The sequence below is a fragment of the Bacillus carboniphilus genome (assembly GCF_039522365.1).
Lineage (GTDB): Bacteria > Bacillota > Bacilli > Bacillales > JC228 > Bacillus_BF > Bacillus_BF carboniphilus.
This window is the reverse complement of sequence record NZ_BAAADJ010000004.1, coordinates 316,082-336,301: the sequence shown is the minus strand read 5'-3', so window position 1 is coordinate 336,301 and position 20,220 is coordinate 316,082. Positions and strand designations below refer to the sequence as shown.

Genomic DNA, 20,220 nt, shown 5'->3' with positions numbered 1-20,220 from the left:
GTCATAATTATTTCCTCCTAATGTTTTACGTGGTTGTTAAACATTGTAACCAGGAAGGAATAATTTGACCCCTTTTTGTTTTTACACAATTATATGGACTTTATCTTCTCTGTCCGCGAAACTCCTGAAAACCTGCTTTTTTGGGCAAATAACGGATCTCCTGTCCGCTGAATTTATTTGCCGGACACTGGTTCCGTTATTTTTATGAAAATGCCGGTTTTCGGGGGGCGAACGGACTCTCGTTCCGTTATTTGACTGTTTTGGGTTCATTTGATGTCGATTTTGGTCAAATAACGGATTCTCTGTCCGCGAAACTCCTAAAAACCTGCTTTTTTGGGCAAATAGCGGATCTCCTGTCCGCTAAATTTATTTGCCGGACACTGGTTCCGTTATTTTTATGAAAATGCCGGTTTTCGGGGGGCGAACGGACTCTCGTTCCGTTATTTGACTGTTTTGGGGTCGCTTGATGCCCATTTTGGTCAAATAACGGATTCTCTGTCCGTGTAACTCCTGAAAGCCCGCTTCTTTGAGCAAATAACAGATCTCCTGTCCGCTGAATTTATTAGCCGGACACTGGTTCCGTTATTTAAATCAAATATGCCACTCCCTCACGCTTCTTACCCATGTTGACCTGCGCCTCGTTTTATTTTAAATAGCCAAGGTATTGTAGCTTTCTTGGATCCAAAAATTCATTTGGGATTTCAATTTCTATAGGCGCCATTGAATTATTGATTTCATAGCGGTCGAAGTGAACAATCAAAGATTCTGGTCCAAGATAAAAGTCTTGCTCATAATTTATTTCGATGCTTTCGGTATCCAGGTACATATTCAGGTTCTTTATTTCTTCAATCACATACTTCTGAACATCATCTGGCTCAGTAACAAAATCAAGTATTGAGTAACTATAGCCATTATCAATATTAGATGAAACATATTTTGAGAATGTCACAGGATGCGCGAGCTCTGGATCTGAAAAAGTTGCATGAAATCCGACACTTAAATATGGAGCTTTATTAAAGGAAACACTATATTCCCAATCAATCGTTCCATTTGGAAATTCAGGGAACTGAGATTTCAAATATTTTACATGTTGCTCCACCATTGCCTTTGTATACTTATTCATTAGCTCATAAGCAAATAGATTTCCCTGTATCTCTGGATACTTGATTTCTTCATTCTCTTCGTCAGATACCTCTTCAAGGCTATATGGCATTCCATTCAACACAACATCAGCGTCTCTTTCTTGGTCTCTTTTGACTGGCTCTTCTACCGATTCTAACCAACGGACCCAATCACTGAAACTTCCATCAAACTGATAATAGACTTGCTGAACTTCAGGAAATTGAAAGACAGCTTTATACAACACATTCGACATGGACATCGCTTCAGCAGATGCAGGTCCTCCCACATTAAAATGTTTAAAATCTACAACAACTGTACCTTCATCATCAATGGCTACCCCGTTTAAGAAGTTCTCCCCATTTGTCCAATAAGCAAAGATCGTATCCCCGGTAAATAAACTCTCAATCTCTTCTTTCAACTCAGGAAAAGGCTCTCCATATTGCGAAGGGTCAAAAACATAATCTTCTTTTTCCTCTTCTACTTCACCCATATCACCTAGGAATGCTTCATATTGTTCCCCAGGTTTTAATTCATATATGGCCAAGTTCTCTTCCTCTGGTGATAAGAAATAAATTTGCTTCCCATCTACTTTTACAAAGTGTCTAGGTATTGTTACCGTGTTTTCGACTGGAATACGAACCCCACCTTGAATGGATCCATGAAGGTCCGTTACAAATACATGAGAGGTTAACTCAGGGATAAAATCCCCTTTTTCATAAACAACTTGCTCATCGGTAACTGCAAGTATCGACAAACTAGCAAATGACTCATAATCAATAGTAAACTCCTGGGTGTAGTCTCTCTCAAAGAAAGAAATCCTACCTTCCGTATCACTCACTCTTCTCTCATTGTAAGGACGTGCTGCTACAGGGATTTGTTCTCCTGTTTCGATACTAACTGTTATTCCACCATCTTGATTTACGGCGACACCATAGTTAGGGACAAATTCAATCCCCATTGGAAGACTGATACTTTCAGAAAGATCATAGAATTCCTGAAAAGATCCATCTGCAGAATATTGATACACCCTCTCAAGGTCAGAATCTAGCACATATATATCTTTGTTTACTAAGATGTCCATTAAAAAACCTTCTGTTCCAACCGGAATGGATCGACTAGTTCCATCAGGATTTTTGATTAATATCTTTTTGTTTTTATCATCCAGAATATAAAATGTACCGTCCTCTATATCAAAGCTTGAGACATTTCCACTTTCAAAACCACTCTGATTCCGTCCGACTTGATTTTCACCTTTACCATATTCGACAGTTGTGACAAGCTCAACCTGGGACTGCTCTAGAATAGGAATTGGCCCTATTTCCATTTCTTCAGTCGGATTCCCAACATTATCTGGTTCAGGAGATGTAACAGAAGAAAGAACAATAACGAAAACTAGTAAAGCTACTGAAGTTAGGGCTACCCATGATTTCTTTATAAAAAACGAATGATTACTAGTTTTTTGCTTTTGAATACGAGTTCTTAGTTCCCGTACAAACTCTGGCCGAGGCTCTAAATCAGGTCGTTCCTTAATCGGTGACATTAGCTCCCTAATTTCCTGGATGGATTTTTCTTCCTTGTTCACTGATCTGCACCTCTCCTTCTGTATCACTTACATATTTTTTTAATTGCTTTACTGCTCGGTGAAAATCGACTCGAACCTTTAACTCGGTGCAACCTAAAATATCCGCTGTTTCTTTTGTAGTAAGCTCTTGAATACCCCTTAATATCAACAAACTCCGGTAATGAGGCTTCAGTTTCAATAAGGTCTTCTGTATTTCTTCCCACTTTTCTTTTGCTACCACCTGTTCATCTAAGGATTTATCTGAGGCTATTAGCTTCTCAAAAAAATCTGGTATTAGTTTACTAAACTTCTTTTTTCGAATATGATCGATGGCTGTGTGTCTCGCAATCGATAACAGCCAAAACTTTATTCGACTGGTATCTTGAATCGTTTTTACATTCCTCATTGCCTTTATGAACGTATCCTGTGTTATATCTTCAGCATCCTGTATGGAGTTTGTAAAATATAAAGCAAATTGATAAATGTCTCTATGATACTGGTTATATAAATGTTCCATATCCAATTCCTCACTCATGGACCACCCTCCTTACCTACAAGTCGAATAAGATTTCGATTTGTTTCAATTTTTTTGAAGTTTTTCCAATCGAGGCTAAAGTAGACGGACAGACGATCCTCTAATTGGGCAAAAACACCTGATTTTTTGATTTTAGCGGACTGACGTTCCGTTATTTCAGTGATTTCAGGTGAATTTTGCTCGTTTTTATGCAAATAGCGGAACCTCAGTCCGTTTGATCACCCACAACCGGCATTATCATTAAAATAACGGATTCTGTGTCCGCCTCTCTGCCGTCCCAGAACCTACTCCCGTCAAGAAAAAGGAGCTGGCACCTACAGTCACCAACCCCACATAATTTATTTAAAAACCATCGCAGCTTTCACTGCCTTTTTCCAGCCACTATAAAGTTCTTCTCTCTTATCCCCAGTCATTGTTGGGGTAAACTCTTGATCGATCTGCCACTGCGTCTGGATATCCTTTTGACTATCCCAATAACCGACAGCTAACCCAGCTAAGTAAGCAGCTCCTAATGCAGTTGTTTCATTCACCACAGGTCGTTCAACCGGTACATTTAATACATCGCTTTGAAACTGCATCAAGAAGTTATTTTTTACAGCCCCACCATCTACACGAAGTCCTTTCAACTCTATCTCAGAGTCCGCCTCCATTGCATCCAGCACATCTTTTGTCTGGTAGGCTAATGATTCTAAAGTCGCTCGAACAAAGTGCTCCTTTTCCGTTCCACGCGTTAATCCGAACACAGCTCCTCTAACTTCGCTGTCCCAGTATGGGGTGCCGAGTCCAACGAAAGCAGGAACAACATACACACCATCTGTGGACTCTACTTTCATCGCATAGTCTTCACTTTCTTTCGCATCCTTCAACATTCGAAGACCATCTCGCAGCCATTGAATCGCAGATCCAGCTACAAAAATACTACCTTCTAGGGCGTACTCGACTTTCCCATCGAGTCCCCAAGCTATCGTAGTTAACAGACCGCGCTTGGATTCAACCGCTTTTTCACCAGTATTCATCAGCATAAAACAGCCTGTTCCATATGTATTTTTCGCCATTCCGGTATCGAAGCACGCTTGCCCAAAGAGTGCTGCTTGTTGGTCCCCTGCAGCCCCTGCAATAGGCACTTCTTTTCCAAAAAAGTGATAGGGAGCTGTTTTGGCATAAATTTCAGATGAAGACCTTACTTCAGGCAGCATGTTAGCCGGGACATCTAGGATTTTAAGAATCTCTTCATCCCAACAAAGCTCATGGATATTGTAAAGAAGCGTTCTGGAAGCATTCGAATAATCCGTCACATGAGCCTTTCCGCCTGATAGCTTCCAAATAATCCATGTGTCAATCGTTCCAAACAATAACTCTCCCTTTTCTGCTCTATCCCGCGCACCTTCTACATGGTCTAAAATCCATTTCAGCTTGGTTCCTGAAAAATAAGCATCAATCAATAAACCAGTCTTTTTCCGAAAGGTACTCTCATATCCCGCTTCCTTTAATTCTTCACAGATTTCCGCTGTCTGCCTCGACTGCCAAACGATTGTATTGTATATCGGCTCTTCTGTTTCCTTATCCCATACCACTGTGGTTTCCCTCTGATTTGTAATACCAATCGCTTCAATTTGTTCTGGTTTAACAGAAGCCTCAGATAAGCAAGCTGCAATGACTGATAAAATCGAACCCCATATTTCATTGGCATTATGCTCAACCCAGCCTGGCTTAGGGAAAATTTGTGTAAATTCCTTTTGTGCTGTGTGTACAATGCTTCCTTTTTTATCAAACAAAATCGCCCTTGAACTCGTCGTCCCTTGGTCTAACGAAAGGATATAGGTTTCCATAAAAGTTCCCCCTTCAAGTACTTTAATTTCCGAGTTTCGTATAAAAGGGATTTCTCCATACATAGAAGAAATCCCTTTTTACTATCACATATTCATTATATAAATCAGCTTTTTTTATAGTCCTCAATGAGAGAAAGTAACTTATCAGTCGGATTTTGGACTGCCTGTTTTCTCATTTCCTCGACATAGTCAAAACGATTTGAAAAGGCACCTTTAATTACCTCTACAGCTTCTCTACCCTTAAGCTTTTCATCCTTAATGACTTCAGCATAGCCCTGTCTTTTGAAATAGTCTGCATTTTGAAGTTGGTCACCACGGCTTTGTGTATCCGGTAGTGGCACTAGTACCATTGGCTTTCTAAGTGCAAGTAATTCAAAGATTGTATTGGATCCTGCTCTTGTAATCACCAAGTCTGAAATGGCATACAGATGCGGGAGTTCATCTGTCACATATTCGTATTGAAGATAGCCCTCTCTATCTTCCAAACGTGATTCTTTTTTATTTTTCCCACAAAGGTGAATGATTTGAAACGTCTTCAGAAGCTCATCGAGTTGTCCTCTAATAAAGCCATTGATACTGTTCGCTCCTTGACTTCCACCCGTCACAAGGATAACGGGTTTAGTTGCAGAAAAACCTGTTAGTTCAAACCCTTTATCTCGAGAGCCCTTAAACAATTCATCTCTCACCACAGCTCCAAGGAACAAGCCTTTCTCTTCAGGCACATGTTTTTTTGTATCCTCGAAGGTGTAGCAAATCTTCGTTGCAAACGGTAATCCGATTTTGTTTGCAAGACCTGGTGTCATATCAGACTCATGCGTAATAATCGGCACTTTCGACCATTTGGCTGCCAGTACAACCGGTACCGACACAAATCCACCTTTAGAAAAAACAATATTTGGTTTCACCTGTTTAAAGATTTTCTTAGCTTGAAATATTCCTTTGCCAACACGGAACATATCCTTCAAGTTTTCCTTACTCCAGTAACGGCGTAGCTTCCCTGTTGAGATCGCGTGGTACTTTACCTCTTTGAACTTTGAAACTAATGATTCTTCAATTCCACCTTTTGACCCAATATAGTGGATATTCCACCCACGTTCGAGCAGGTGTGGAATTAAAGTTAAGTTGACCGATACGTGGCCAGTCGTTCCTCCGCCCGTCAATACAATTGTTTTCATCTATAACACCCTTATTGTTGTTTTTTTGTTGGGAACTGTAAAAGCACTTCTTGAATGTCCTTTGGAATTGACTGCCTTACATAATAATCAATCCATTCCTTGTCTGTTGGATTCACATTTAAGTATTGCTTTAACAGATCAGCTTTTTGCTTCCTGCCCATTAAGGAATAGGCAATAAACCAAACGAGTGGATGTGCAATTTTCATGTTCTCCCACCGATGATGAACAACAGCTGGAAGTGGAATTAAGGCATCGCCGGCTTTAATCGTAAAGTACCCAATGATTTCAATAGGCTTACCTTCATCATTTTTTAACTCCAGCAAGTATTTACTTTTAAAAAATGAATGTTCATCACTCGGCTTTTCTATAATATCCCAGTTTTTCAAGGCGTCGAGCACCTCTGTTTTTTCAACATCAATAAAGAAATCCCAATCACTCATTTGTACTGGAAATCCCAGGCTTTTTAACAAGCCACTTCCACCGATGGTATATGTAATTCCCTTGTATTCAAGGTCTCGAATTAGTTTAGAAATTGAAAACAAATTCAATTCTCCTTTGCACATCAAATCATAGTATAGCAGACGGACAAATTATGTTTCATTAAAATCTAAAGGATTTCCATTAAATTTAGCCCAATTAAGATAATGGCTACATCAGCTAAAATATGAAAAATCCATGAGTTTAAAAAGTTCTTGGAATATGTATTGAGCCAATTAAAGAGGATTCCAGCTGTGAACAGACCAACTAAAGCCACGAACATTAACCAAACATTAAACCATGTGGCAAAAATAGCTGTGTGGTACAGGGCGAATAGTAAAGCGGAGAAAACATGCGCAAACACTTTTGCTCCTGTTTTATACAAGTTCAGAAATACAAATCCCCTGAAATAAAACTCCTCCATTAAGGAATTACCAAAAGTAATATATAGACCAATAAAGATAAAGGTTTCCGTCGTAATACCTGAACGGACTTTGATATCGTAAACTATCGCATCTGTGTCTAAAAACCCTTGTAGGAGCCAATAGGCAACAAGAATGAGAATAAAGGCAAGCCCACCGAATAATAAGCCCAATCGCACACTTCTCCAACGTACTTTTTCAATATTAAAGGACTCTTTTACCGTGAGCTTAAGCACAAAACGTATGTAAAGAACTGGAATTACTAAAAAGAAGAATGCCTTAGCACCTGTTTTAATATAGTAATTCACATCTAAAATTTGCTCTATGATAAAAAGACCGCTGCAGCTTATGACAGCAATTAAGCAGATATGTATGATCAACAGTCGTTTCACTCTTTCCACCTCTTATGGGTACATCTCTTACTTTATCTATAACATGATTATATGCAACATACAATGTTTATCCTCTTGTAGTACTTATGAATCAATTTTTCATGTTCTCTCTCAGAAAGTCTACTAAAATGGCGGATTTCTCATATAGTTTAAAGATGTTACCATCATTTACTATCGAATTGAACCCCCAAAAATGATACCTTACCCATAGAACAATATGATAGACCAACAATAGAAAAGGTTGTGTGAAAGACGTATGTTCGCAAATGCTGAAATTGGAATTGACTTAGGTACTGCAAATATTCTTGTATATAGTAAAAACAAAGGAATCATCCTTAACGAACCTTCTGTAGTCGCAATTGACACTGTTACGAAGCAAGTGTTAGCAGTTGGAGCAGAAGCAAAAAGCATGATTGGGAAGACACCCGGAAAAATTGTTGCGATCCGCCCTATGAAAGACGGTGTTATCGCTGACTATGATGTAACTACCAGCATGTTACGAATGATTATGAAAAAAGCTAGTAAAAAGACGGGAATGGCTTTAAGAAAACCAAATGTGGTCGTTTGTACACCATCTGGTTCTACTTCTGTTGAACGTAGAGCTATTCATGATGCCATTAAAAACTGTGGTGCCAAGCATGTACATCTAATTGAAGAGCCTGTTGCAGCGGCTATCGGTGCGGATCTGCCTGTAGACGAGCCAGTTGCTAACGTAATCGTGGACATCGGTGGCGGTACGTCCGAGGTGGCTATTATCTCTTACGGTGGGGTTGTATCTTGCCAATCCATTAGACTTGGTGGGGACAGGCTAGACGATGATATCGTTCAATATGTCCGTAAGAAGTATAACCTTCTTATCGGTGAAAGAACGGCTGAACAAATTAAAATAGAAATTGGGTATGCACCGATTGATCACCCTGAAATGACAATGGAAGTTCGTGGTCGTAACCTCGTTACAGGTCTACCTATGACTGTTACGCTCCACTCTGTTGAGATTCAGGAAGCTATTAAAGAGCATTTACTACAAATCCTCGAAACTATCCGTACTACCTTAGAAACAAGCCCACCTGAACTAAGTGGTGATATTGTAGACCGAGGTGTTATTTTAACGGGTGGTGGAGCTCTCATTAACGGAATGCAAGAATGGCTATCTCAAGAGATTGTTGTTCCTGTTCACTTAGCTCCAAGTCCATTAGAATCTGTTGCGATTGGTACTGGACGTTCATTGAAGTTTATTCACAAGCTGCAGAAAGCTGCGACTTAAAAATTTCGGGGACAGGGCCTGTGGCTCTGTCCCATATTTTGTGTTGGGCATAAATTCTGTTATCCCCTACTTGATCACTCCTACTAATGATGAGCCCGTCTCGCAAAATCAACAAAGCGGAACTTGTCCAATCGATGTCGGGATTCCGTATATTGAAACAAGGTAGCGTCTTCTAAATAAATATAATTCTTCACCACCACAATGTGCTCAAAACCCTCAATATCGAGTATGGATCGGTCTTCCTCTGTGCATTCTTCCACAACGATTTCCTTTTTAGCAAAGCTAATTTTTAACCCAATCTCGTCCTCAATATAAGCAAAAATGGACTGTTCACATATCTCTTTAGTTAAAAAGGGGACATGCTTCCTTACCAAATAGTCCTTGTCCAGGATAATACGTTCACCTTGGATTTCTCGTGCACGAACAACTTTCCAAACTTCCTCACTCGAATCGACTTGCAGTTGATTCTGTAGAAATGCATCGGGTCGAATTAAACCGAAGTCATAAACAATTGTTTTGGTCTCTCGCCCCATTGAATGCTGAAGCTCTTTGAAGCTTACTAACCCTGAAACAGGAAAGCTCATTTTTTTCACATCTAAGACTACGGAGCCTTTTCCTTTTATCTTTTGAATATATCCATTTTGAGCTAGAAGCTGGAGTGCTTTTCTAATAGTTTCACGAGACGTGTTATATAAATTGGCTAGCTCATTTTCGGAAGGGAGTGTTGTTTTTTCTTGATAAGTCCCTCGTTGTATTTCTTTGACTAGCTCTCTATAAATAGGGGTATATTTATTTTCCTTCATATCAATCATCACCTATCGTTATTGTACCATTGTCCTGATTAAAAAATTGTAATATTGGGTAACCCATAATAGAATGGGGGATTATTGAAATGATTCAAGTGATCATTCGAACGGAACAAAATGAAGTGATTTCAAGTCACTCATTGAAAGACCTACAGCGCCCAGACATTGTTTGGTATTGGGTAGATTTTAATCAGCCTTCCGAGGAAGAGTCAATGGAATTAAAAAATACATTCCACTTCCATCCACTTGCTATTGAAGACTGTACATCTATTAGACAAAGACCTAAGTTAGATTATTATAGTGACTACCATTTCTTTGTTACACACCGACTGAACCCTGAAACGTACGAAAGAGAAGAAATCAATTTATTTGTTTCAGACGACTTTATCGTGACCTATCATCAGAATGTCTCACCCGAAGTGAATGATGTAACCAGACGCTTACTTCATACCGAGAATGCAGAAGAAGGAAATAGCTTTTATGTGTTACACCAACTACTAGATAAAATCGTAGATGATTACTTTCCTATTGTGTACAAGCTTGAAGATGAAATTAGTGATATTGAGGATCAAGTCGAGGGAACCGGGATGGAAGGTTTATTGGAACGGCTTTTTGATATCCGCCACTACCTATTAACCCTTCGGCACACTGTGCATCCAATGCGTGACCTACTCTACCGGATCATCAACTCCACCAAAATTTTTAAGGTTCAAGAACGAAAAGAATACTTCTCAGATATTCATGACCACCTACTAAAACTAGCCGAAATGATTGAGTCGAATCGAGAAATTACAAACGATATTCGGGACAGCTACATGTCCTTAAACTCGCACCAGACAAACCACGTAATGAAAGTACTTACTCTTGTTACCACCATCTTTATGCCACTTACCTTCATTGCTGGGGTTTATGGAATGAACTTTGTCTATATGCCCGAGTTAGACGAACGGTATGGATACTTTATCATTCTTTCTATCATGTTGATCATTAGTTTTGGTATGTTTGGGTGGTTTAAGAGGAAAGGTTGGTTTAAGTAAGGGACGAGCACTTAATGTTTGGTGTTCGTCTTTTTTACGATTTTTTTGGCTTTATTAACCGGCTTTTTATTCAATCCTGATAGTGTATTTTAGGTGCTAGACGGGGCCTCTTTGGTTTGCGTTCCCTCTTCGTGCGTTCCTCTTTGGTCCAGGGCACGTTTCCCGGCTTTTCGTTCCCTCTTGCTGCGATTCTCTTCCGGCCAGGGCACGTTTCTTTCCTTTGCGTTCCCTCTTGCTGCGATTCTCTTCCGGCCAGGGCACGTTTCTTTCCTTTGCGTTCCCTCTTGCTGCAATTCTCTTCCGGCCAGGGCACGTTTCTCCTCTTTGCGTTCCCTCTTACTGAGATTCTCTTCAATTCAGGGAACGTTTCCCCCTTTTGCGTTCCCTCTTACTGCAATCCCCTTCCATCCAGGCCACGTTCCCTCCCTAGCTATCTTCAATTCAAGGTAATCACCAATTGGGAACAACACTCCCCCATTCAAAAACCCAGATCCACCTTTGGACCTGGGTTCCACTCTTATTTCATATAATAAACAACTGACTCATACGGTCTTAGCGTTATATCCTCTAACTTCTCGAATGAATCCTTATAATTAGAAAGCACCAATTCCGCTTTCCCTACCATCTCTTTTACTTGTCCAGGTACTTCAAACTGAACCTCTTTTCCATAAAAATTGTTGATAACCAACATTTTTTCATCGCCTGAAGTTCTTACATACACAAACAACTCAGGGTGATCCCCCAATAACAGTTCATAATCACCATCCGTGATGATGTCCAGCTCTTTTCTCATTTGAATAAGCTTCTGATAATGATAGAAAACAGAATCCTTATCTTGTAGGACCTTTTCGGCATTTATTTCTTTGAAATTATTCGCCACCGGAATCCATGGTGTGCCTGATGTAAAACCACCATGTTCGGAGTCGTTCCACTGCACAGGCGTTCTGGAATTGTCACGAGATTTATGTTTTAAAATTTCTAAAACCTCTTCCTCTGACTTTCCTTCTTCCTTCATAATCTTAAACATGTTTAACGATTCAACATCCCGATACTGATCAATCGACTCAAACTTCGGATTGGTCATGCCGATTTCTTCACCTTGATATATATAAGGTGTGCCTTGCATTAAATGGATCGTTGTCGCTAACATTTTTGCTGATTCTTTGTGGTACTCTGTGTCATTCCCGTATCTAGAAACAATCCGGGGTTGATCATGATTACACCAGAACAAAGCATTCCAGCCTCCACCCTTGTGCATTTCCACCTGCCAAGTCGATAAAATTTCTTTAAGCTTCAAGAAGTCGAAATCTGCCAATGCCCATTTTTCTCCATTTGGATAGTCGACTTTTAAATGGTGAAAATTGAACGTCATGCTTAACTCTTGACTATCAGGGTTTGTATATTGGATACAATTTTCAATTGTGGTGGAAGACATCTCGCCAACCGTCATACTATCGTACTTAGAAAAGACCTCGCGATTCATTTCTTTCATATATTCATGTACTCTTGGACCATCTGTGTAAAACTTCCGCCCATCACCGGGAGGTACGGAGCCATCATCGTCAGGGAACCTTTGGTCCTTAGAGATAAGGTTAATCACATCCAATCTGAATCCATCTACGCCTTTTTCAAACCAGAAGTGCATCATATCATATACATCTTGACGTACTTTTTCATTTTCCCAGTTCAAATCGGCTTGGGTTACATCAAAAAGATGAAGGTAATGTTGACCGGTTGCTTCATCGTATTCCCATGCAGAACCACCGAATTTAGAAGCCCAGTTTGTCGGTTCTTCTTGTCCAGGTTTTGGATCCTTCCATATGTAATAATCTCGGTATGGATTATCTTTAGAGCTTCGAGATTCTTGGAACCACTTATGCTCAGTTGATGTGTGGTTTACTACGATGTCCATGATAATTTTTATATCTCGTTGATGGGCTTCCGCTAGTAAGCGTTCAAAATCCTCCATCGTGCCGTACTCTTCGTGTATTCTAAAATAATCCCGAATATCGTATCCGTTATCTTTTTGCGGAGAGTCATAAATGGGGGTCAACCAGATGACATCTACGCCTAACGTTTTTAAATAGTCTAGTTTTTTAATGATTCCATCGATATCTCCGACTCCATTGCCACTTGTATCATAAAAGCTTTTAGGATAAATCTGATAAACGACACTTTTTTTCCACCATGGTTGTGATTGTTTCATGCTGTCTCACCTGCTTTTGGATGTAATGTAATAAAGAAAAGAGGAGACCACGTAAGCTCCCCCTTTTCGATTTATATATTAAGCTTGGATTTTCTCACCTTTAATTTTTGCAAACAGAATCGTTAATACAAATGGAAGTACGATTGAGATTAGCATTCCGATTGCGAATACGATCCAATACTCTTGCATGATGGATAAAATTCCCGGAAGTCCTCCGACACCAATGGAGTTTGCACGGACACCAAAGAATGAAATAAAGGCACCTGCAATCGCCGAAGATACAATACCACTGATGAATGCATAACGATAGCGAAGGTTGACCCCGAACATCGCTGGTTCTGTGATCCCCATGTACGCTGAAATTCCTGACGTTAAAGCAAGGCCACGTAGTTTTTCATTTTTACGGCCTACATACATCATCGCTAAAGCTGCAGAACCTTGAGCAATATTAGACATTACGAGAATTGGCCATAAGAATGTACCGTTTCCTGAACTTAGAAGCTGTAAATCGATTGGCAAGAACGTGTGGTGCATTCCTGTAATAACTAATACTGCATATAAACCACCGTACAAAAGCCCACCGATAATAGAGAAGTTGTCAAACACTGTTACAACCGCATCTGTAATCATATTTCCGATAGCAAATGTGACTGGACCAATAAATAAGAATGCAAGGAATCCTGTTACTAAAAGTGCAACAGGTCCAACCACCAACAATTGAATGGAATCGTGCACTCGATTTCTTAAGAAAATTTCAATCTTTGCTAATAGGTAAGATGCAACTAGAACAGGGAGAACTTGCCCTTGGTACCCTACTTTTTCAACGGTCATACCAAGTATGTTCCATGTCGGTACATTTCCCTCTTGAAGAGCACTTCCATAACCCCATGCGTTTAATAGCTCAGGGTGCACAAGCATAGAACCTAGTACGATACCAAGCACTGGGTTTCCCCCGAATTTTTTAACCGCTGACCAACCAATCAGTGCTGGCAAGAAGGTAAAAGCAGTATTCGCAATTAAGTTTATAATTCCGGCTAAATCGGCCCATTGTGGGTGAACCGCAATGACTGATGTTCCATCATAAAAAAGATCATCTGCTGTTAGAAGGTTGTTAATCCCCATTAATAAACCTGCTGTAACAATTGCCGGTAAAATAGGAATAAAAATATCAGCTAATGTTTTAATCGCTCTTTGAAGCGGATTTAACTTTTGTGCTGCTTCATTTTTTACATCTTCTTTTGATGCGTGTTCAATTCCAGTTTGGGCTGCTAATTCCTTGTAAACTTTATCAACCGTCCCTTGACCAATAACAACCTGATATTGTCCACTAGCAGAAAAAGCACCTTTTACTAGGTCAATATTTTCTAATTTTTCCTTATCTACAATTGCCTCATCCTTTAAGGCAAATCTGAGACGCGTTACACAGTGAGTCGCAGCTGCGATATTTTCTTTTCCGCCAACAGCTTCAATAATCTCACGAACAGACTCCTTATTGACACTCATGATGTCCCCTCCCGTATGCGTTTTCAATTTATTTTGCGCTATTTCTCCTTTTATATGACTCTGTTTAAAACAGAGGCTTGTATATACAAGATGCTCTATTATTGTATTCCTGTATATACAAGTTGTCAACGAATTATGTTCACGCTTTCATTCGGTATTTTTTTCCATCCCCTTCAAAATAAAAAGCACCTAGATTTATCACCTAAGTGCTTACTCCTTTTTTACAAGCTCATAATGAAAGGGGCCTTCTCCATACTTTTCAATTGCATTAGACACCATTCCGACTGCTGTAGGCTCTAAAAGAACAATGCCCGCATTTTCAAATTGAAGTCTGACTCCCTTCCCCTTCCACTCTTCTTTTATCCACTCGACTTTTTGGTAAATCGGATACCATTTGTTCCATTCTTTTAGAACTAAATCAACGTCACGAACGGCAAAATACACATCCGGTATCTCTAAATCTTTGTTTAGCCAGCCTTGTTCCTGTAATTCCTGTCTTCTTTCTTGGTCCTCTCTCCCCCATTCAATGAAAAATGGAGGCTCCATTCCAGCTGTGGTGGTATTGAGGAAAAGCATCTTCCAAGTCATGAGTGTTCCATCTTCCCGTTTTCGACTACCGTCTACTAACTGATAAGGTATCTCTTTTTCTTGTATATTTTTAAGAAATTCTTCAAAACGTTCAACTCGAAAGGCTATTTGCGCTAGATGCCCCCCGCAGCCTTCTTTTTTAACCAGATGCTGGATCAACGGATTTTCTGCTTGCCTTGCTATTTTAGGGTCGTTAACACCAATCCATTCTATATACGCATTGTTATTCACATATAATAATGAGTTATGGGTTCCCCACTTCACATGACTTCCACCTCTAATAACCGGTAAACCTGATTGCATTAGCTTGTTTGTATATAAGGTTAAATCCTCATAAACGAAATGCACCAAGTGATCTAAGTAAACTCTCATTTTTGTCAACTCCTTCTACATATTGTTATTAGGTAGAAGCTCCTGAATTCCTTTTTTCTTCTCTTTTTTCTTAAAACATCATGTTAAAATAAGAGAAAAAGCATAAGGGGTATAGGGATGGGAAATCAAACAGAAACCAAAACTAATGAAATCGACCATCGAAAAATTGCTGTAGAATGTTTTAATGCTGTATGGGATTTATTAGACAAACATGAGCGTACACCAGAAGAAATCGATCGCATGATACATATGGCACATACATCACGCTATCACTGGGAGCAGGTTGGAGCACCCGTCAATCTTTCTCGTGGAGAGTGGCAAATCTCTCGAGTTTACTCTGTATTAAAAAGAAGTGAGCCCGCATTATTTCACGCAAAGCGTAACTTGGAGATTTGTCAGGAGTACAATATTGAAGATTTTGATTTAGCTTTTGCGTACGAAGCATTAGCAAGGGCGTATAAGGTTTCAGGAGACGAAAATTTGGTTAATACATATAGGGAGCTTGCCATTTCTTCTGCAGAAAAAATCAGTAAAGAAGCCGATAAAAAATACTTTCTACAAGATTTATCAACCATTTAAAAGAGGTGAATGAACATGACATTATTACATGAAATTCTTGATTACAATGAAAAATTCGTAGCTGAAAAGAAATATGAAGAGTATCAAACCACAAAGTTTCCAAGCAAAAAAATGGTGATTTTAACTTGCATGGACACTAGGTTAACAGAACTTTTACCTAAATCCATGAATTTAAGAAATGGTGACGTTAAAATTGTTAAAAACGCTGGTGCGATGGTCAATCATCCGTTTGGAAGTATCATGAGAAGTATATTAATTGCCCTTTATGAGCTACAGGCACATGAGGTACTTGTGATTGGACATCATGATTGTGGAATGGCAGCGGTAAAAAGTCACGAAACGATCGCTAAAATGAAAGAGCGAGGCATTACGGAAGAAATCTTTCAGACCCTGAAGTATTCTGGGATTCCCGCTGAGGAATGGCTACAAGGTTTTAGTAGCGTTGAAGAAAGTGTAAGAAATAGTGTGGATATGATTAAAAATCATCCATTGATGGACAAAAGTGTTCCTGTACATGGGTTAGTTATTAACCCTTCTACTGGGAAACTGGATTTAGTTCAAGAAGGTTATAACGTATAGTAAAGTAACTAGCATCGGGCGAGGGTCGGTGCTAGTTTTTTGTTGTTTAGATTTTAGCGTGGGGGCCGCACTAAAAATGGAGATTTTCGCACTTAAATCCCATTCCTCGCACTAAAGTATCCATTTTCCGCACTCAAATCGAGATTTGCACTTAAACTAAGATATTCGCACTCAAAATTAGTTTTTTGCACTCAAATTCACCTTTTCGCACTCAAAATCCATTTTCCGCACTAACGACTCCCCGAAACCCACATCCACTCAATATGCACCCACCTAAACTACGTAAAAAATCTATATTTCATTAAAATCCGGTTAATTTATATCGAAAAATAAAAAAACTATCTTCTTTAACCTTAAATTTCTCAAAATCTAGCCTTAAACACAAAAAAACGAACCCTCTAACGGAATTCGTTTCACACTAAAGTATGTTATTTTACCAAGGAATGTTTAAATGCATAAATAACCGCTTGCGTTCGGTCCTGAACATCTAATTTACTTAGAATATTACTAACATGGACTTTCGCTGTTTTTAACGCAATAAAAAGTTCATCTGCTATTTCTTGGTTTGTTTTTCCTTCTGTCATGAGTAACAGGATTTCCATTTCTCGTTCCGTTAATTCCTCATGTGGATGTCTTGTTTGTCCTTGCCTCATCTTAGACATCACTTTCCCTGTGACTTCAGGCTCAAGCACTGTTTGCCCCTCATAGGTGGAGCGGACTGCTTTTGCAATTTCACTTGCTTTAGACGTCTTTAAGAGGTAACTAGTGGCTCCCGCTTCCAATGCCGGGTACACTTTATCGTCGTCCAAAAAGCTCGTTACAATAATAATTTTAGCTTCCGGCCACTGTTCGATAATTCGTCGGGTCGCCTCAATACCGTCCATTTCTTTCATAACCAAATCCATTAAAATGATATCTGGTCTTAGTTCAAGTGCTAATTCTACCCCTGTTTTCCCGTTGTCTGCTTCTCCAATAACTTCAATATCAGGTTGTGCAGACAAATAGGATGAGACTCCAATTCTCACCATTTCATGATCATCCACAAATAATACTTTAATCATCCCGATCCCCTTCTTCTGTTACCTTTGGTATTCTCACTTCTAGCCTTGTTCCCTGATTAGGTATACTAACAATTTTACACGACCCACCTAGCTCTACTGCCCGTTCATACATATTTTGCAGTCCGTATGAACCCGTTTTACTCGTATTCATATCGAATCCAACTCCATCATCTACCACTCGTAAAATAATGAGGTCGTCTCTTTCAATAAATAAAACTTCCAATGTTTTGGCTTTAGAATGTCGAAGTGTGTTAGAGATTGATTCTTGAAAAATACGGAACAAGTGGTCTTCTACACCTTTATCTAGACTGAGCGGTTCAAGCTTCCACTTAACCTCCATTGGTACTTTAAGCGAAAGTTCTTGGAGCATTTCTTCCATACCTTCATGAATAGTTTTCCCTTTCAAGGCAACTGGTCTCAAATGTAGTAATAATGCTCTCATTTCCATCTGGGACTGTTGAATCATATCTTCAACCATTTTCAATTGCTTCGCTTCCCGCTCCTCTGTATCAGGTCTTGATTCTGTAATCGCAGACATCATCATTGAAGCAGCAAATAGCTGTTGACTGACTGAGTCATGAAGTTCTCGTGCTAATCGTTGCCTCTCCTGAGAGACCATTTCTTGAATCACTTTTTCCTGGTTCTCGGCTTTCTCATTTGCAAGTTTTTGTGAAAGCTTTGTCTGCTCTAATATTTGCTTTTGTACTTTATCCATTCTGGTCCAAATAGGGTCTAGTTCAGGAACCTTATGAGGCTCATCCAAGCTAATTTGCTTACCTTGTTCTAATAAATATAGACCGTCTTCTACTTTTTTTAGCTGATTTCTCCAAAACAAACCGGAGACTATTCCCACAATAATCCCAAGTAAAAGACAAATCCCAGGAATAAAAGTAATAAACGGCATATCTAAAATTTCTTTTTCCCAAAGGTCAGACCAATTTTCTAAAGGGAAAAAGAGAAAAATCGAAGCCATAATGATGACTACGACACCAAGGGTTAGACCTATACTCATGATGACATGGCGCATTAACGTACTCATAATCGTTTCACCTCTAAGTTTCCAATAAACATGGAGGTAACGATTTTGATTTTCTGAGGAGCTGCACCATATTCAGGAGTTTGATACATCACATTGGCGGATAAAACCCTCATTTCTCTGTTCTCAAAAATATCAAAAGTACCCGCAACAGCCGAATGGCTGGCTTGCACCTCTAAATCATAAGGAACATACACCTGAACATTCCCCACGATATTTCGAATCATGATTACTGACTCACCTTTTGGTAAAACCGTATTGGTTAAGTCGATGATGGTGTCTCCAATTCCCGCTTGGATGTTGATATCATTCCATTCATAAACGGTTTCCGGTGTTCTTTGTCTACCGAAAAGAACATTCTTGAAAAGTGGTTGTTTTTGCAAGGCTGACTTTGTAAACGTGTCATCATCAATGATCGGTTTAACAGCTATGGGCTGTTGTTTAGCTTTTGCATAACGCATAACTAAATATAATATGAGTCCAAACAATAACAATTGAAAAGCAAATGTACTCATCAATGAAATCACTAAACTAATGAGCCCAAACCAGAATATGATTTTTCCTGATGTTCGGTGCGAGCGTTTTCTTCCCCAATAAATACAGAACACAGAAATAGCTACAGAGAAGATGAACCCTGGATTAAAAAAAGAAACCTCTAGTAGCAATAAAATAACAAGCGCAATGATGCCATATTTGATGTAATCGGATTTCCCTTTCAAATTCAAGAGTCTCTCCTCCTTTCTGTGTAAAAAAATATTAAGTACAAGGAGGCAATTACATCACTAGTAATTGCCACTTTTCTTTAAACAAATGATACACTCTGCCACTTAGATTACTGTCTAGCTCCAGCGCCTAGCCCTTCGAGGTCACAAGCCAATCCGTCAAGAAGGTCAAACAGCGGACCTTCTCGCCGGCTCGTCTTGTGCTTGTCGGGGCTGGGCAAGGCGCTTCCGCTTTTCTCTTAGAATACCACGTTTTACCTATTTAGCTGTAATAGATTCTTCTTTTTTCAGCTCTTTTTCTAGTGAAATGATTCTTGCATCAATTGTATTGCGGTGGTAATCTGAGTTGATTTTGTACTCTAGTCTTTCTAGGTAGTTTTCCATATCACTAAATTTTGAGAACGGCTGCTCAGAGTAGCTGTTTGTAGACTGAAGCATTTTGTTCATTTTCATTTGAGCACGCGTCATGTTTTCTCTGCCCATAAGCTCCATTCTGCGAATATGCATGTCTTTTACTTTGTGTTTCATTTCCTCATATTTGCGCTCTAGCTCTACTAGTTGTTGTAGCACTTGAGTACGAGAAGCCTTTAATCGCTCAACACGCTCTTCATACATTTTTAGTTCTGCTACTGCAAATTGATGAAGTTCTTCTTCTCCTGCTTTTGCAGCAATGTCAGCTTGGTGTCTACGTTTTTCTACAAGATCTAATGCTTGTTGGTACTCTTTTGTAAACTCATCTTTTAGCATATATTGACGTTCTAAAAGCTTGCGAACCTTCTCCACCTCTTTTTCACATTGACGAAGGTATTGGTTAAGAGCTGCAATTGGATTCTTTTGCTCCTTGTTGTCTAGCATTTCATGAAAATCTGCCTCTAATGAATTTTTTAAACGACTAAATAAGTTTGCCATGTTTGTTTCTCTCCTTTTTTGTTTTAGGTTTTTTTATGGGTCCGA

General features: G+C 39.4%; 19 protein-coding genes. 4 read left to right on the top strand and 15 right to left on the bottom strand.

The annotated features are described in order from the left end of the window. Nucleotides 1–643: 643 nt before the first annotated feature. From ABDZ91_RS02890 to ABDZ91_RS02860, 7 genes are all read right to left on the bottom strand, one after another. Complete coding sequence (locus ABDZ91_RS02890; RefSeq protein WP_343796161.1) at nucleotides 644–2,704, bottom strand: hypothetical protein; 2,061 nt, start codon at nucleotides 2,702–2,704, stop codon at nucleotides 644–646. After that, nucleotides 2,670–3,218, bottom strand: a complete 549-nt coding sequence (locus tag ABDZ91_RS02885; protein WP_343796159.1) for an RNA polymerase sigma factor — start codon at nucleotides 3,216–3,218, stop codon at nucleotides 2,670–2,672. The genes ABDZ91_RS02890 and ABDZ91_RS02885 overlap by 35 nt, the downstream gene beginning before the upstream one ends. Continuing rightward, nucleotides 3,215–3,412 carry a hypothetical protein gene (locus ABDZ91_RS02880; RefSeq protein WP_343796156.1) on the bottom strand — a complete coding sequence of 66 codons (198 nt, stop codon included), beginning with the start codon at nucleotides 3,410–3,412 and terminating at the stop codon, nucleotides 3,215–3,217. The genes ABDZ91_RS02885 and ABDZ91_RS02880 overlap by 4 nt, the downstream gene beginning before the upstream one ends. Nucleotides 3,413–3,556: 144 nt before the next feature. Beyond that, a complete protein-coding gene (gene glpK / locus ABDZ91_RS02875) occupies nucleotides 3,557–5,047 on the bottom strand; it encodes a glycerol kinase GlpK (protein WP_343796154.1) in 1,491 nt (496 codons plus the stop codon). Between the two features lie 104 nt (nucleotides 5,048–5,151). Beyond that, nucleotides 5,152–6,222 (bottom strand): undecaprenyldiphospho-muramoylpentapeptide beta-N-acetylglucosaminyltransferase, encoded by a 1,071-nt coding sequence (locus ABDZ91_RS02870; RefSeq protein WP_343796153.1) that lies wholly within the window; start codon nucleotides 6,220–6,222, stop codon nucleotides 5,152–5,154. Between the two features lie 11 nt (nucleotides 6,223–6,233). Next, complete coding sequence (locus ABDZ91_RS02865) at nucleotides 6,234–6,764, bottom strand: hypothetical protein (RefSeq protein ID WP_343796152.1); 531 nt, start codon at nucleotides 6,762–6,764, stop codon at nucleotides 6,234–6,236. 65 nt (nucleotides 6,765–6,829) lie between these two features. After that, nucleotides 6,830–7,513, bottom strand: coding sequence for a CPBP family intramembrane glutamic endopeptidase (locus ABDZ91_RS02860; RefSeq protein WP_343796151.1), 684 nt, complete (start codon nucleotides 7,511–7,513; stop codon nucleotides 6,830–6,832). Nucleotides 7,514–7,769: 256 nt separating this feature from the next. On the opposite strand from ABDZ91_RS02860, the gene mreBH reads away from it, so the two are divergent. Then, a complete protein-coding gene (gene mreBH / locus ABDZ91_RS02855; RefSeq protein ID WP_343796149.1) occupies nucleotides 7,770–8,777 on the top strand; it encodes a rod-share determining protein MreBH in 1,008 nt (335 codons plus the stop codon). An 83-nt stretch (nucleotides 8,778–8,860) separates the two neighbouring features. On the opposite strand, the gene treR is transcribed toward mreBH, so the two are convergent. Next, nucleotides 8,861–9,580 (bottom strand): trehalose operon repressor, encoded by a 720-nt coding sequence (gene treR, locus ABDZ91_RS02850; protein WP_343796148.1) that lies wholly within the window; start codon nucleotides 9,578–9,580, stop codon nucleotides 8,861–8,863. 89 nt (nucleotides 9,581–9,669) lie between these two features. On the opposite strand from treR, the gene corA reads away from it, so the two are divergent. Next, on the top strand, nucleotides 9,670–10,620 hold the full coding sequence (corA, locus tag ABDZ91_RS02845; RefSeq protein WP_343796147.1) for a magnesium/cobalt transporter CorA: 951 nt from the start codon (nucleotides 9,670–9,672) through the stop codon (nucleotides 10,618–10,620). Nucleotides 10,621–11,137: 517 nt separating this feature from the next. On the opposite strand, the gene treC is transcribed toward corA, so the two are convergent. The 3 genes from treC to ABDZ91_RS02830 all read right to left on the bottom strand — a co-directional run bounded on the left by treC (nucleotide 11,138) and on the right by ABDZ91_RS02830 (nucleotide 15,289). Next, nucleotides 11,138–12,826 carry an alpha,alpha-phosphotrehalase gene (treC, locus tag ABDZ91_RS02840; RefSeq protein WP_343796145.1) on the bottom strand — a complete coding sequence of 563 codons (1,689 nt, stop codon included), beginning with the start codon at nucleotides 12,824–12,826 and terminating at the stop codon, nucleotides 11,138–11,140. A gap of 78 nt (nucleotides 12,827–12,904) precedes the next feature. Then, complete coding sequence (gene treP, locus ABDZ91_RS02835; RefSeq protein ID WP_343796142.1) at nucleotides 12,905–14,329, bottom strand: PTS system trehalose-specific EIIBC component; 1,425 nt, start codon at nucleotides 14,327–14,329, stop codon at nucleotides 12,905–12,907. Between the two features lie 210 nt (nucleotides 14,330–14,539). Further along, nucleotides 14,540–15,289, bottom strand: coding sequence for a VOC family protein (locus tag ABDZ91_RS02830; protein ID WP_343796141.1), 750 nt, complete (start codon nucleotides 15,287–15,289; stop codon nucleotides 14,540–14,542). Between the two features lie 117 nt (nucleotides 15,290–15,406). On the opposite strand from ABDZ91_RS02830, the gene ABDZ91_RS02825 reads away from it, so the two are divergent. Continuing rightward, nucleotides 15,407–15,868, top strand: coding sequence for a hypothetical protein (locus ABDZ91_RS02825; RefSeq protein ID WP_343796138.1), 462 nt, complete (start codon nucleotides 15,407–15,409; stop codon nucleotides 15,866–15,868). Nucleotides 15,869–15,883: 15 nt separating this feature from the next. After that, nucleotides 15,884–16,447 (top strand): beta-class carbonic anhydrase, encoded by a 564-nt coding sequence (locus tag ABDZ91_RS02820; protein ID WP_343796136.1) that lies wholly within the window; start codon nucleotides 15,884–15,886, stop codon nucleotides 16,445–16,447. A gap of 428 nt (nucleotides 16,448–16,875) precedes the next feature. Here the strand turns inward: ABDZ91_RS02820 and ABDZ91_RS02815 are convergent, their stop codons facing one another. The 4 genes from ABDZ91_RS02815 to ABDZ91_RS02800 form a co-directional block, all read right to left on the bottom strand. Then, nucleotides 16,876–17,508 carry a response regulator transcription factor gene (locus ABDZ91_RS02815; protein ID WP_343796134.1) on the bottom strand — a complete coding sequence of 211 codons (633 nt, stop codon included), beginning with the start codon at nucleotides 17,506–17,508 and terminating at the stop codon, nucleotides 16,876–16,878. After that, entirely contained in the window at nucleotides 17,501–18,547 is a 1,047-nt protein-coding gene (locus ABDZ91_RS02810) for a sensor histidine kinase (protein WP_343796132.1), read from the bottom strand. Before ABDZ91_RS02810 ends, ABDZ91_RS02815 begins: the two co-directional genes overlap by 8 nt. Continuing rightward, nucleotides 18,544–19,269 carry a cell wall-active antibiotics response protein LiaF gene (gene liaF / locus ABDZ91_RS02805; RefSeq protein WP_343796130.1) on the bottom strand — a complete coding sequence of 242 codons (726 nt, stop codon included), beginning with the start codon at nucleotides 19,267–19,269 and terminating at the stop codon, nucleotides 18,544–18,546. Before liaF ends, ABDZ91_RS02810 begins: the two co-directional genes overlap by 4 nt. A gap of 255 nt (nucleotides 19,270–19,524) precedes the next feature. Next, nucleotides 19,525–20,175, bottom strand: coding sequence for a PspA/IM30 family protein (locus ABDZ91_RS02800; protein ID WP_343796128.1), 651 nt, complete (start codon nucleotides 20,173–20,175; stop codon nucleotides 19,525–19,527). Nucleotides 20,176–20,220: the final 45 nt, after the last annotated feature.